Raw genomic sequence first — 13,857 nt, forward strand, 5'->3', positions numbered from 1 at the left:
CTCCAAATGCCCATAAAAAAATGGATGGATTGGTTTAAGGGTTCTAAATCAAAAGAAGCTCAAACAATAGTCAATGAATCATCAGAGGAATCATTTCCTGCCAGTGATCCTCCTTCTTGGATTACTCAAGAGCATGAAATCAAAAAACCTGCAATTGCATCATCCATTATTTTGGAAAAGGAATTTCACCAAAAAATACAACAATCTCTTGTAATACATGGTATAGAATATCATTATTACAGTCTAGCAGAAGCAGAGCACGCAGGGCTTAAAGGCTTATCGCAGCTTCCCTATACTTTGAAAATTCTTCTAGAAAATTTACTTCGTCATCTAGATGGACATACGGTTAATGTTGATGACGTTAAGGCACTTATAGACTGGTTAAAAGATAAAACATCCGATCATGAAATTGCCTATCGACCTGCACGTGTCTTGATGCAAGATTTTACTGGTGTGCCTGCTATCGTTGATCTCGCAGCAATGCGTGATGCCATTAAAGAAATGGGCAGCGATACAGGACAAATTAATCCATTGACTGCTGTTGATTTGGTTATTGATCATTCCATACAGGTGGATCAATTTCTTGTTCTAGAAGCATTTACTACCAATGCCACAAAGGAAATGGAACGAAACTATGAGCGTTATGAATTTTTACGTTGGGGACAAAAAGCTTTTCAAAATTTTCGTGTAGTGCCACCTGATACGGGGATATGCCACCAAGTGAATTTGGAATATCTGGCGAAGACTATTTGGAGTCAAGAAATAGGTGGGAAGATGTATGCTTTTCCAGATACCCTGGTGGGTACGGACAGTCATACGACCATGATCAATGGTCTTGGTGTGCTAGGATGGGGCGTTGGCGGTATAGAAGCGGAAGCTGCAATGCTAGGACAATCCATTTCGATGCTTATCCCGGAAGTCATAGGTGTCAAATTGATTGGACACTTGCAAGAAGGCGTGACTGCGACAGATCTCGTGCTTACGATTACTCAACTTCTACGCAAAACAAGTGTAGTAGGTAAATTTGTTGAATTTTTTGGAGAGGGATTAGCGGAGTTATCCATTGCCGATCGAGCAACTATCAGTAATATGGCGCCTGAGTATGGGGCAACTTGTGGTTTTTTTCCAATTGATCAAACAACACTTGATTATTTGCATTTAAGCGGAAGGGACACGCAAACCATTTCCTTGGTTGAGGCTTATGCCAAAACTCAAGGCTTATGGCATGAATTGGGTCAAGTCGAGCCTGTTTATACTGATGTTATTACTTTGGATTTAGTAATGATTCGATCTTGTATGGCAGGACCAAAACGGCCACAAGATTACGTTGAATTATCCAATCTGGCTCACGTGATGGAGCAATTTCTAACTGAAAGCAGTCGTATTGAGGAGAAGTATAAAGTATTTGGTACTGATGCTGATTATGAATTACGCCATGGTGATGTGGCAATTGCTGCGATTACCAGTTGTACCAATACATCAAATCCTGATGTCCTCATTGCTGCCGGATTGTTAGCAAAAAAAGCAGTCGAAAAAGGCTTGAGCAGAAAACCATGGGTTAAAACCTCATTTGCCCCGGGGTCTCAGGTAGTGACTCGATATTTAGAGCAAACTGGCTTACAAAAATATCTTAACGAATTAGGGTTTACCTTAGTAGGATATGGCTGTACGACCTGTATTGGCAATTCAGGGCCACTTCCAGAACCTGTCGAAAAAACCGTGATTAAAAATGATTTGATTGTGTCTGCGGTACTGTCCGGTAACCGTAATTTTGAAGGACGGATCCATCCTCTGGTGAAAGCAAACTGGCTCGCATCACCACCTCTTGTGGTTGCCTTTGCTCTTGCCGGGACTACGTTAATCGATTTAACGCAAGAGTATCTTGGAGTCGATAAAGAAGGAAACCCTGTTTATCTTAAGGATTTATGGCCAACAAAAAATGAAATTGCACATGAAGTGGCAAAAATAACCAAACAAATGTTTCATGAAACTTATGCTAATATCTTTACTGGAACAGAGGAATGGCGTGCCATGGCAATTGAAGAATCAGATACATATGCTTGGAAATCCAATTCAACCTATATTCAACATCCACCATTTTTTGAGGGAATGGATGTAAACCCAGAAAAAATGCAGGATATTAAAGGCGCAAGGATTCTTGCCCTTTTTGGGGATAGCATTACTACCGATCATATTTCACCTGCTGGCTCAATTAAACCTGATAGTCCTGCAGGACAATACCTTCAATCCAAAGGGATATCCAATAAGGATTTTAACTCTTATGGAGCACGTCGAGGAAATCATGAGGTTATGGTCCGTGGAACATTTGCTAACATACGCATTAAAAATGAAATGGTTCCGAACGTTGAGGGAGGTTTTACAAAGCATATTCCCAGTGGTGACATAGTCCCCATTTATGATGCGGCAATGCGTTATAAAAAAGAACACAGGCCCTTAATTGTTATAGCCGGAAGAGAATATGGGACTGGATCTTCTCGAGATTGGGCAGCTAAAGGACCAAAACTTCAGGGAGTAGTGGCCGTTATTGCAGAAAGCTTTGAGCGAATTCATCGCTCAAATTTAATAGGTATGGGCATTTTACCTTTAGAGTTTTCTAAAGGAGTCACTCGTAAAACACTAAAAATCACAGGCTCTGAGCAAATTGATATTTTAGATCTTGCCCATCAATTAAAACCGCGTGCAACAATAAAAGCGGTTATTCATAGAGAAAACGAAATACAATTGGAGATTAACCTTATTTTGCGAATTGATACCTTAACTGAATTGGCGTACTACAAAAATGGTGGTATTTTGCAACATGTACTTAGAGGAATGACAAAAACTTAATAAGTATTAATAGAAAAGTACCATAAAAACGGGGTTAGATGGCTATTTTTGTTCTCAAAATCTTGCAATATTTGATTAGATTGAGAGCTGCAGTGGGTGTCCTGAAAAACTAATAATTCCGAGTAGTCTATAATTGATTTGAGTGTATTATTAATGTGCACGCAGAGGGTTAGTAAATTATTTCTATTATTTGACAAAATTTTGCCAATGTCTGAATTGTTAATTTTACAAAATAACCTGTAGTTGAGAAATTAAGTATTTTTTGAGTTATTAGAATGCAAGATTACAAAAAATTTATTTGCGTTATTTGCGGCTTTATATATGACGAAGCAAAAGGATGGCCAGAAGAGGGAATTGAACCAGGTACACGCTGGGTTGATGTACCGGAAAATTGGTTTTGCCCTGAATGTGGTGCTTGTAAGGAGGATTTTGATCTGGTTGAATTTGTCGCTGATTAATTAAAACCACAATGATCTATTTACCCAAACTACTTATGGGATATTATTTTTTTAAAATATTTTGTTCATTTGAGTGCCTCGGATAAGCCGAGGCACGTAGGTTGTTTAACGAGTCATTCAAAAATCAAATAACTATTAATTTTTTTGATATCAGTATCATACTGAATTTTATCGAACTTCTATATTAATTGTTAAATTAGAGTTGAGTGTGTTAGAAATAAAACAATAATCATGTGACTTATCCCGAATTTTATTTAATGTTGCCGAATCAGGTTTATTTGTACCAGCAAATGTTACTTTTGCATTCAAGGTAATGTCAGTGATGCAATTTTTACCCTTTTCATTTTTTCCTGTTATCCCTGTTGCATTATCAGCATAATTATCAATGATAAATCCAAATTTACAGGCAACTGCAAGGAACGTTTGCATGTAACAACTTGATAAAGCAGATATGAGCAATTCTTCTGGATTGGGAAATTCGCCGTCCCCAAAATATTGAGGGGGATTTGATGCTTGTATTTTTTTACCACCACTATACGTAATAGTATGAGTGCGATTGTACGTTTCATAATGAAAATCGGGTGTATTACGTATCCATTCTACTACAATTTTATGTTCAGTCACTTTGCACTCCTGATAAAGCCTGATTGATTCATATCATGACTCTGTTTCTAGCCCTGACTGCCATTCTCAAGCCATTTTATAGACTCTGTCAATTGGCCGGACACTGATTGTGAATTTTTGACTGTACTTAACCAATTCATTATTTGTTCCCTTAGTATGTTTAAAGTCACTGTGCCATTTTGGAGCACTTGATTGTGGAATTCTTTAATATTAAAGGCAGAACCTAATTCAACTTTTGCCAAATCACGCAATCGCTCTATTTCAAGTTTACCAAGCATATAGGCAGTAGCTTGTCCAGGCCATGCTATGTACCTATCAATTTCACCCTCTATGATAGATGCATTTACCGCAGAGTGTGTACTCAAATAATCTACTGCTTGTTGTCTCGTCCAATGCTTGCTGTGGATCCCAGTATCTACTACCAATCTTGAAATGCGAAATGATTCATTAGAAAGCATGCCTAGCCTGGAAATATCATCATCATAAACACCCATGGCGTCAGCAAGCCGTTCCGCATATAAAGCCCAGCCTTCTACAAATCCCGAGTTATGAAAATATCGGTTCATAAACAGCAATGACTTATTTTCTACATGCAAAGCGATTTGAAAGTGGTGTCCAGGGATTAATTCATGAAACAAGGTTGCCTGTTGATCGATACGACTGATTTTTTCTGGTTGATAAGTGTTAATATAAAAAATACCAGGCTCAGAACCATCTTCACTAGGTGCCTGATATTCTCCTGAAGCACCTGTTTTTGCCCTATGAAGAGGATACGGTTTAACGATACCCTCCGATTTGGGCATCAAATCAAACCATAATGGAACTTGCTCTTTTATCTTATTTAAAGCAACCATATTATAATCTAATATGTCTTTTTCTGTTGAAAAATAATGTGCTGATTCCTGTTGGGCTCTATGAAAAATTTCGGTCATATCCCTTATGCCATATAACTTATAACCAATTTCAGAAACTTCTTTATTTAATCGTTCCATCTGCATCAACCCTAATTGATGAATTGCTTCCGGGCTTATATTGATGGTAGTGAATTGCTTGATCTTAGCCTGATAGCACAGTTGTGCAGAGGGCGGTAGGGCTGAAACTCCAACTTCCTCACGTGCTACAGGGAGATATTCATTTTCAAGAAATACAACGTATTCCTGTAATGCGGGATTAATTTTTGTAGTAACAAGATTGGCAACCTGTTTTTTAAATGCTGCATCGTTATCCCTTTTGGCAAAATCATAAAAAGGTGATTCTTCTGCCTGCTCGCTAATCATAAGATGTATTTGCTTAACAACGCGCTGGACTGCGGGTTTCGATGCAGTAAACCCCAGGGAGATGCCTGTTTTTAAATTACGAATTTCATTATGAACCAGTTGAGGAAAAGTTGCCCACCTTTTTAGAGCCATTGCTCGGTTTTCAGGGGTGCCTACAGGCTGCTTTGTTGCAATATCCACCACGTTGTTGTGCCATCCTGCTGCAGAATTGATATCCCACAACTCGTCTTTGCATATCCTACTGTTTTTGTTGTTTTGCAACGTTTCTTTCATCAACCAATAGGTTGTATATTCTGGAGTTCCAAGTAATTTATTGGGATCTAATTCATTAAGGGCAGATAAATAGTAATCCTCTTGAGACTGCCAGCGATACATAGCTTCAAAAGAGTTATCAGTAAACTTATCTTGTGGAATGTCCTTACGATCTAAAAATAAAGCTGTTTCAGGAGCGTGCTCAAATAGGCTATTTTCATAGGCTTGGATAAGTGTTGCAAAGTCATTTAAATTTGAGGCATGGGGATTACTCGCTGCCAGGTGTTGACTTAAGGCAAACGCGCCAAAATAGACAAGCACATTAAATAATTTTAACCGTTTTTTTCTCATATTTTATTTATCTCCATATTGTTCGAATTGTCATTCATGCGTAAAAGGAATAATTGGGGGCGTCTTGTCAAATGAGGCTAACGCTTTAAATCCACAATAAATAGTACAGATGTATTGGCTTGAGATGCAACGTATATTATTTTACAAGTTAACTGGATCATTTAAGGAATCCGCATGCGTCAGATATTGGCTACACTTTTTATTTTTTTGTTGTCTCATGCAGTAAATTGCGCACCTGTCTTCGAAATTGTTCCCCTGGGAGTTTATGGTGGCTTGAAAGATGGAAATTTATCAGCTTATTTATTAAAGACTACTGACAGCGAAAATTATACCGCTCTTGATGGGGGGACCTTGGTCCATGGACTTGAAGTTGCAGTCAATCGACAATCACTGCGTCATAAAAATGTTGCAGATTTGTTACAAAAAAATATTCCAGCTTATCTCATTTCCCATGCGCATCTTGATCATCTTATGGGGCTTGTGATGGCACAGCCCGAATTGCGAGAGCAGCAAACAATTATGGCACGTGAAGAAACTATGCTGGCATTGCAGAAATATATTTTTAATTGGTCTGTTTGGGGGAATTTTGGTGATAGAGGGGAAATTCCGCACCTTAATTTTCAGCATTATCAAACGATGGCATTATTAGAGTGGGTTGCTATTCCTAATACTGATCTGCACGTAAAAGTATTTCCTTTAAGTCATGGTGGGATGGCATCAAGCGCTTTTTTAATACGTTATAAGACCGAATATATTTTATATTTTGGTGATACTGGTGCTGATAGGATTGAAAAATCGACAAACATGGAGTTTATTTGGAAAACAATCGCGCCACTCATAAGAAAGAAAAAGCTTCATGCCATTATGCTGGAGTGTTCATTTTTAAATTCACAGCCGGATGACAAATTATTTGGTCATTTAAAGCCAAATTTATTTATGTTCGAGTTGCGACAATTGGCGTCCATTGTTGATCCTTTAAATTCAAGAAACTCGTTACGAGGATTGCCTGTGGTTGTTACTCATATCAAACCAAGATTAGTTGACTATTCAAATTCCAAGGAAGATTCAAGAAGTCAGGTGATTCACGAATTGTCTCAGGAAAATGATATTGGCGTAGAATTAATTAAACCAGAACAAGGTATTATGTTAAATTTATAGCAGGGAAGTCTTTAAATTTTGGAAATCATGCTTGATGTCAACCAACCTTTTTGCCAGTTGGTTTGACGCTGATTTTTGCTGGGTTAAGGTTGTTCGTGATACGGGAGACAGCTCTATCTACCCGGCGTTGAAGCATGATTTCAACCATTACGGTTTCATTGGGATGAAGAATTTTGTTAATGTCAGCAAATGAGGAATGAAAATCAAGTAATCTGTAATAGGCAAGGGCTTGGTCATTTGGCTCAGGGTATGCCTTGATACGGAACCCCAGTTTACCCTGCATTTTTGGCGTATTAATTCCTGCCTCCATGATATCGTAATTAAGAAAATAAGTGAGCTTTCCTCGATTATTCAGGTTTCGCTGGCGATCTACGAAAAACCCCGTAGGAAGCGCCAGCTCACTATATTGGGGTCCTGCAGTTAGATAAAGATCATAATCGGCAAGATGGTTGCCCCGGTCATCAATAAGCCGGAAAATAATCATTGAGTAGCGATTAGTGATATAATCGCGCTTACAGATAAGCGTCTTCACTGTTTCAGTATACTCATTCTTCTGCGTTTCTTGAGTAACTTTGTCTAGGTCTTTTGCTAACGTGTTGTAGGAATCACGATTTTTTACTTGCAGACACCGCAGAACCCATATTGCTGTAGGATGAAGGGCTGCATTAGCCATTGTGACACTACGGATAATTCCCATTTTTTTACCGGAATGTGAACACCCGGGTAGAACTCCAAATGCCATTGGTTTTGTCCGTGTCATTTTAGAGACAACAAGACTTTCACCATTATTTCCCTCCTGATGTAATTTCAATAGACTATAATTCATATTTGCAGCTGCTACGCGTACCACTCCATCAGATCCAGCTTCTCCCGTGTAGGAGTTAAGTGCATCATAAAGTTGGCGATCAATTTTTTGGCCCATAAGTACAAAAGAATAGATACCATGAGCAGTGCAATCATAATTGAGCCAACTTTCATTAAGTTGCCAGCTCATATCGCTTCCGAGCTCAAGCCAATCAAGTACACACTGTCCTGGCTCTACACCTTCAAAAAAACTTTTTATACGGCCTAGCCGGGATTTCCCAAGTTGAGCAAGAGCAGAACCATGGTTGGAAGGGGACAGCATGATCAGATGGCTTAATGGGCATTGTGCAAGATTATTCTTAAAGTATAAATCCATCCATTTTCGAACAATAGGTCCACCGGTAGAGTGGGTAATACAAGCAAAACGTTCGCGATTTCGTAGCTTATCAGCAATTTCATCGTATAATGCCTGATCAAATGCACGGGCTATATCGTCAACCGTTACTGTATCTTCAAAACTAATGTAATGACCGAGAAAAATATTGCCAACTTGGATATCCAGCTTACCATTTTTGCCCTGGCTTTCAAGCCATTGGGGAAGCTCGCCATAAGTATTGGTATGTGTGACACTCCAACCATGGACGAAGATAACTATCATAACACTCCTTACTTATGTACTCTACAGCCGTGAATTGTTCAGTAACTTGATGATATTAGATTATTTTATACCCGCTCCTCAAGATCATCGCCGCAAATTTTCTGTTCTGACAGTTCCCCGCTGGTATGAAAAAAGCACCATATCCACTTAAGCGATCAATCAATCTCTACAGGCTTTCCACACCAATTCCCATGCGTTACAAAATTAATTTTTATTATGGAATGTTGCGGATAATAATGGTAGGAGCAATTGTCCTAAAATGAATGAATTGAAAAGGGACAGTTGTTCCATTCGATATTTCAATGCAATGGAAAGAGCTCATTTCCTACTTTTTAAATATTGCTAATCGATATTTTCCTATTTCTTGAAAGCCCAGGGATTTATATGCGCGTATAGCAGAGTGCTCATTAGTGAATAAAATCGCCCTTTTAACCCCATTCATCGCAGCGTGTTTTAAACAAAGATATACTGCGATTCTCGCAAAACCATTGTTTCTTGAAGAAAGGGGGGTATAAACTGGGCCTAGCTGCACAATATCAGGTAAATTGGCGTTAAATCCACATAGTGAAACTGGGAGATTATTTACAAATAAAACCCAGCGATTTTGACTAAGTTGCTTATCTTGAATTTCATTAATAATAGAATCTTCAAGTTTGGGATTATTTACATCGTCTCCAAGGGCTTCTATATGATAAGCAATAAGCCATTCTTTGATAACCTCTATTGGGCAATCTTGTACTGATTTGAGGGCATGGTTATATGTATGAATTGCTGCGGGTATTATCATTTTTTCAAGATTAAGTAAGAAAAGTTTTTCTTGATAATTAACGGCAAATAGAGACGGCGATTGCAGGTTTAGTTTATCAAGGACAAAACTGGCTTGAGAGTCTTCACCTAATACCCCGGCAATGGGTCTTGTTCTATTCAGTTTAAATGCGTCAACCAAGGCTGATAATATCGAAGGGTTTTCAGCCTGCATCATAATATTCCCATTCCAATAATGAACTAAAACCCCACTAAGTTGGTGTTTCTCGAAAGAACCATAATATTCCCCGTGAAATGGTGTACCCTGGTACGTGATTCCTGAATAATATAAATTGTTCCTAATGAACATAGTGGTTTCTTGATAATCGTTGAGATAAGCGGACAATTCATCCCTATGTAATTCATTCAGTTTCTTTATCTCTATCATATTTTCCCCAGTATGTTGATTTTTTACATATATTTGATTCAACAAGAAACACATGTCAAAGAAGTCGCTTTAAAAAGTTGGTATATAACGCAAGGTGAATATTTTATAAATATTCAAATTTTCGACTGAAAATAGACCGACTCCTTTCTGATAAATATTCGGTTGCTACCTCACATATGTATCAGAAAAGGAGTCAAATGAAAAACCATTAATAGGAAATAGAGTTAGAATCCGCATAGTGGAGGTAGATCCGCTTCTTCCTGTAAATCGTTTATAGCGTTCCCTACTTTTTCTACCCTGTTAATCGAATCAGTTTTAACCGGGGAGTAAAAACAGGTACCTTGGCTATTCCAATAATTATATAACGGGACTGACCCCAGGCTTACAATGGTCTTTAGGATATTCACGAATAATTCTTTCCATCCTCCATCACGATGTATTTCTAAAGTAGGCCGGGCTTCCCTTATCCAATTGTCGCAATGAGTTTTAAAATTTTCAAAGTTTGTTTTACCTGATTTATATTGTTGGAATTCTTTGTTTAGCTCTCTATAAAGTGATAAGGCAACTCTTTTTTTTGCTTGGGTTAGAGGATCTAAATCTGTTAGCTCGTTGGCCTTGTCTTTAATCTTGATTAAGAGTTGCTCAAGTTTTTTAACGGCCTTGGGATTTAAATTTGGGTTATTTAGAATTTGCTCGCTCTCTTCCACACTTACAGGGAATGTGGGAGCTTCAAAATTTCCTAAAGACAATTGAGCCGCATCTTGAAGTTGTAAGTGTTTTTGGTGTATTACCTCCAGAATGGCATTATAAATAACTGATTCCACAGTTTTTTTTAACTGTAAAAGTGACTCTGCATACCTTACCAATTCTTGTGATTTCTCTTTTAATTGTTCATTAATTTCCTCTTTACTGTTACAGGAACTAAAATTAAAATCGAACTTATAAATTTTTTCTTTAATTTCGTTAACTTGCTCTATTTCTCTTTTTTGTTTTTCTTTTACAGCATTATTTTCCTCTACAGCGTTTAGATAATTTATTGGGCTATAAACCATCATATCAAATTCACCCTGGACAAACTGACTATCTTGCTCACTAAGCGCCTTGTGTTCTCTGTTTCCAAGATTGGTAATATGTTCTGAAGTAATAATTTTATTGAAAACCGCTTCAAGAGCACCTATGGGAATATGATGAAGTTCATCTATGCTGTAGCGATCGAAAAACTTTTTAAGCTCCAGGTCAAAAAAAGGATATTGACAGTATTCTGCCAGCAGTTTATTGGTATCAAATCGTGCCGAAACAAAAGAATTAAAACCAAAACTATCCTTGGGACCAAGTTTAATTTTGTTGTCAGGGATTTTATTACTTAAATAAGACTCTATCTTTTGGGATAGGCTTATGATATCAGATAATGATGAGTATTTATCAAAATAAATAGTGATTTGATCCGTGTTTTTAAACCGATTATCATCATGACAACGAGGGTCAATAATTTTAAAAAAGAATTTTGCTCCATTTTGGTTTGATTCAGCTTCGTCAATTAAGAGTTTAATTAATCCTAATACAATTTGTTCATCTAACTCACCGATATTATTCAGATTGAGGTGCGACTTTAAAGAAGCTTCATTATTATTATAAAATTGGCCATAGAAATTATTTTTTCGGAGTTTTTCCTCCGCTTTTTGCACGAAATTTTTATTATTACGTTGATTTTGGTGATATTGTGAGATTGTTCCTGCGTAATTATGATTTGGCTTGTATGCCCTTTCTAAGGGAAGCTCCTTATTTTGATTTGGTGTAATTGTTAAAAAAATAGTGCCCCACATGGGATGACAATCAACATCTTTTTTTAATGCTCTGATCTTTTTCATTAACTCTTCTAGAGTTATGTTTTTAAATTTCATACTATTTGTCCTAATTTATAACTTTAAAAGCTGATATTAGAGAAAAATATTTAAATTAATCTTAAGGAAACAGGAAAAGAGGGAATGCATAATGCTTCTATGGAATGGGCAACTCAGATTTATATTTTTGGGTATTTCATCATTATTCATCCCATAAATTAGATTACTGCCTGTTTCAGATTGCTTCGACAAAACTAAATGAGGTATTTTAATATAACGAACAAGATGGGGTGTTACTTACAGCGAATAAACCATTATGTCAAAAAACAAATTAAAACGGAGTTTTAAAGCCAGACATTTAATGATGATGTCAGTAGGCGGTGTGGATTGGTGCTGGCGGAGCTATTGAGTTAGCCGGCCTGGCCGTTTTAATTGATTATTTCGTTGGCGGGATTATTGCATTATTGGTAACCATGCTTTTTGCCGAGATGGTTGTTGCGATACCTGTTTCCGGTTCCTTTCAAGTTTATGCCAAAATAGCTTTTCATCATTTAATGGGTTTTCTAACCGGTTTAACTTATTGGTTCGTATTTTTGATAGGTCCTGCTTCAGAGGCGATTGCCGCTGGAACCTTTTTACACCTTTGGTTTCCAACAATTGCGGTTTGGAAGTTTTGTTTTCTAATTGCTACCACCATGATCATCAATATGATTAGCGCCCATTTTTTTGGTGAAATAGAGTTTTGGCTTAGTTTAATTAAGGTTATCGCATTATTAGGATTTATTATTCTTGGACTTCTGGCATTAGGTATTCCCATGCACCAGGAGATCAAATCCTTCAATTTGTCTCCATTTGCCCCACATGGACTAAACGGCATTATCAATGCGGCATTATTAGTAATTTTTGCCTATGGTGGTGTCGAATAACTTGGCACTGCAGCAGAAGAAAGCTTAAACGTTGAAAAAGCTATTCCCAAAGTGATTAAAGGTATAACCTTGAGAATAATCATTCTTTATCTGGTTTCAACTGCAGTATTAATTATGGTTTTGCCATGGCAACAAGCCGGTCTAAGCTCAAGCCCTTTTGTGGATGCAATCACCCTATTAGGTGGAAAACAATATGGGGAACTATTGGGAAACATAATGAATTTTGTGGTGTTAATAGCAGCATTATCGTGCATTGATGCTGGAATCTATGCCACTTCACGTATGTTTTTATCATTGGCCTGCTAAGGTTATTTGCCAAAAGCTTTTATCTACATTCATCCGCACAGAAAAACACCAGTTTATGCCGTTGCATTAAGCAGCTCAGTACTTTATTTAGGAGCATTAATGTCATTGTATTCATCTAATGCTTATGCATGGCTAGCTAGTTTATCGGGTTTTGGATTTTTATTTTCGTGGTTAATGATTATACTCAGTCAACCTATTATTAGAAAATCGATTGTCTCTGATAAAACTGACGTTTTGACATGGAAGGCTCCGTTTTATCCTTACACTTATTATCTTGCTCTACTATTAATTCTTGCCATTTTTATAGGTCTATTTTTTAGCCATGAGGGTAGGATAATTTTATTATCCGGGATCCTATGGTTTATCCTTATTGGAATTTATTATTACTATGTCAAAAGAAAAGGGTAGGGAGGTGATAAAAGAGTAGATTACCTGTAATTCATACGCTATCCTCAATTAGGGAAGACACCATTTTCAATCAAAGGAGTGATATATAATGACTTTTTCCTCGCTAAAAGGACCAGCTCTTGTTCTTACCATGCTTTTATCCCTTAATGTTTATGCAGATGCCCAACAACAAAGTGGAGATTTCCAAACTATATGTACAGATGCCTGGATGAAAAAGGCTGATAAAGCAAAAGATAAAGTAGATTATAAAAATTTTGGTGAAAAATATTGCAGTTGTGCCGCAAAACAACCCTTAGATAATGATGCGGCGGTAAAAAAGGCAATTCAGCTCTGCATGTCAAGAACCTTATTGCATGATGCGATGGATTCCCTCGAAGATGAAATTACTTTAAGTAAAGCCAAAGAAAGTGATATTAATGATTATTGTCTTGATCGTTGGAGTGTTGTTCTGCCACAACAAACAGAGGATGATAAAAGATTAATTAATGTTTATTGTCAGTGCGCACAACCCAAATTAATGGCTCTTATTAAGCAATCAGATAACATGACTGATAAAGAATATGAAGCGGGTATCGATAAGGTGGCTGATAATTGTACTGAAAATTCGCTGGTTACAAAACCTAACCCATCCCGGTAATCCAAAAAAATGCATACTTTTCAGGCACTAACACAAATTTGGTGCCTTATTAATTTAGGAATAATTTATGGATGTTCATAGAGTTTGCCCGCAATTCGTTTCTTGTAGAGCAAAAGCA

At 37.3% G+C, this 13,857-nt stretch carries 9 protein-coding genes and 1 pseudogene; 5 read left to right on the forward strand and 5 right to left on the reverse strand.

The window, feature by feature from the left end; all coding sequences use genetic code 11:
* Positions 1 to 6 precede the first annotated feature (6 nt).
* Both acnA and EKG34_RS06975 read left to right on the forward strand, forming a co-directional pair.
* Positions 7 to 2,847 carry an aconitate hydratase AcnA gene (gene acnA / locus EKG34_RS06970; RefSeq protein WP_003632727.1) on the forward strand — a complete coding sequence of 947 codons (2,841 nt, stop codon included), beginning with the start codon at positions 7 to 9 and terminating at the stop codon, positions 2,845 to 2,847.
* A 275-nt stretch (positions 2,848 to 3,122) separates the two neighbouring features.
* Positions 3,123 to 3,305 (forward strand): rubredoxin, encoded by a 183-nt coding sequence (locus EKG34_RS06975; protein ID WP_003632726.1) that lies wholly within the window; start codon positions 3,123 to 3,125, stop codon positions 3,303 to 3,305.
* A 168-nt stretch (positions 3,306 to 3,473) separates the two neighbouring features.
* Here EKG34_RS06975 and EKG34_RS06980 read toward each other — a convergent pair whose 3' ends face one another.
* Positions 3,474 to 3,929 (reverse strand): OsmC family protein, encoded by a 456-nt coding sequence (locus EKG34_RS06980; RefSeq protein ID WP_003632725.1) that lies wholly within the window; start codon positions 3,927 to 3,929, stop codon positions 3,474 to 3,476.
* A gap of 47 nt (positions 3,930 to 3,976) precedes the next feature.
* On the reverse strand, positions 3,977 to 5,809 hold the full coding sequence (locus EKG34_RS06985; protein ID WP_003632724.1) for a DUF885 domain-containing protein: 1,833 nt from the start codon (positions 5,807 to 5,809) through the stop codon (positions 3,977 to 3,979).
* Between the two features lie 174 nt (positions 5,810 to 5,983).
* Between EKG34_RS06985 and EKG34_RS06990 the strand changes: the two genes are divergently transcribed.
* A complete protein-coding gene (locus EKG34_RS06990; RefSeq protein WP_003632723.1) occupies positions 5,984 to 6,967 on the forward strand; it encodes an MBL fold metallo-hydrolase in 984 nt (327 codons plus the stop codon).
* Positions 6,968 to 7,004: 37 nt separating this feature from the next.
* On the opposite strand, the gene plaB is transcribed toward EKG34_RS06990, so the two are convergent.
* The 3 genes from plaB to EKG34_RS07005 form a co-directional block, all read right to left on the reverse strand.
* Positions 7,005 to 8,429 (reverse strand): phospholipase PlaB, encoded by a 1,425-nt coding sequence (plaB, locus tag EKG34_RS06995; RefSeq protein WP_012978849.1) that lies wholly within the window; start codon positions 8,427 to 8,429, stop codon positions 7,005 to 7,007.
* Between the two features lie 325 nt (positions 8,430 to 8,754).
* Complete coding sequence (locus tag EKG34_RS07000; RefSeq protein ID WP_012978850.1) at positions 8,755 to 9,621, reverse strand: GNAT family N-acetyltransferase; 867 nt, start codon at positions 9,619 to 9,621, stop codon at positions 8,755 to 8,757.
* 224 nt (positions 9,622 to 9,845) lie between these two features.
* Positions 9,846 to 11,522, reverse strand: a complete 1,677-nt coding sequence (locus tag EKG34_RS07005; RefSeq protein ID WP_003632719.1) for a hypothetical protein — start codon at positions 11,520 to 11,522, stop codon at positions 9,846 to 9,848.
* Positions 11,523 to 11,842: 320 nt separating this feature from the next.
* Between EKG34_RS07005 and EKG34_RS18565 the strand changes: the two are divergent.
* Both EKG34_RS18565 and EKG34_RS07015 read left to right on the forward strand, forming a co-directional pair.
* A pseudogene (locus tag EKG34_RS18565) lies at positions 11,843 to 13,102 on the forward strand (amino acid permease).
* 88 nt (positions 13,103 to 13,190) lie between these two features.
* Entirely contained in the window at positions 13,191 to 13,739 is a 549-nt protein-coding gene (locus tag EKG34_RS07015; protein ID WP_003632715.1) for a hypothetical protein, read from the forward strand.
* The last annotated feature ends 118 nt before the right edge of the window (positions 13,740 to 13,857 follow it).

Origin of the sequence: Legionella longbeachae (assembly GCF_004283175.1) — a bacterium.
GTDB lineage: Bacteria > Pseudomonadota > Gammaproteobacteria > Legionellales > Legionellaceae > Legionella > Legionella longbeachae.

What these genes read in the sequence shown, in the direction of transcription:
- acnA (WP_003632727.1), top strand. Translation starts at nt 7, where the DNA reads ATGCCCATAAAAAAATGGATGGATTGGTTTAAGGGTTCTAAATCAAAA.
- EKG34_RS07015 (WP_003632715.1), top strand. Translation starts at nt 13,191, where the DNA reads ATGACTTTTTCCTCGCTAAAAGGACCAGCTCTTGTTCTTACCATGCTT.
- EKG34_RS07000 (WP_012978850.1), bottom strand. Translation starts at nt 9,621, where the DNA reads ATGATAGAGATAAAGAAACTGAATGAATTACATAGGGATGAATTGTCC.
- EKG34_RS06975 (WP_003632726.1), top strand. Translation starts at nt 3,123, where the DNA reads ATGCAAGATTACAAAAAATTTATTTGCGTTATTTGCGGCTTTATATAT.
- EKG34_RS06990 (WP_003632723.1), top strand. Translation starts at nt 5,984, where the DNA reads ATGCGTCAGATATTGGCTACACTTTTTATTTTTTTGTTGTCTCATGCA.
- EKG34_RS07005 (WP_003632719.1), bottom strand. Translation starts at nt 11,522, where the DNA reads ATGAAATTTAAAAACATAACTCTAGAAGAGTTAATGAAAAAGATCAGA.
- plaB (WP_012978849.1), bottom strand. Translation starts at nt 8,429, where the DNA reads ATGATAGTTATCTTCGTCCATGGTTGGAGTGTCACACATACCAATACT.
- EKG34_RS06985 (WP_003632724.1), bottom strand. Translation starts at nt 5,809, where the DNA reads ATGAGAAAAAAACGGTTAAAATTATTTAATGTGCTTGTCTATTTTGGC.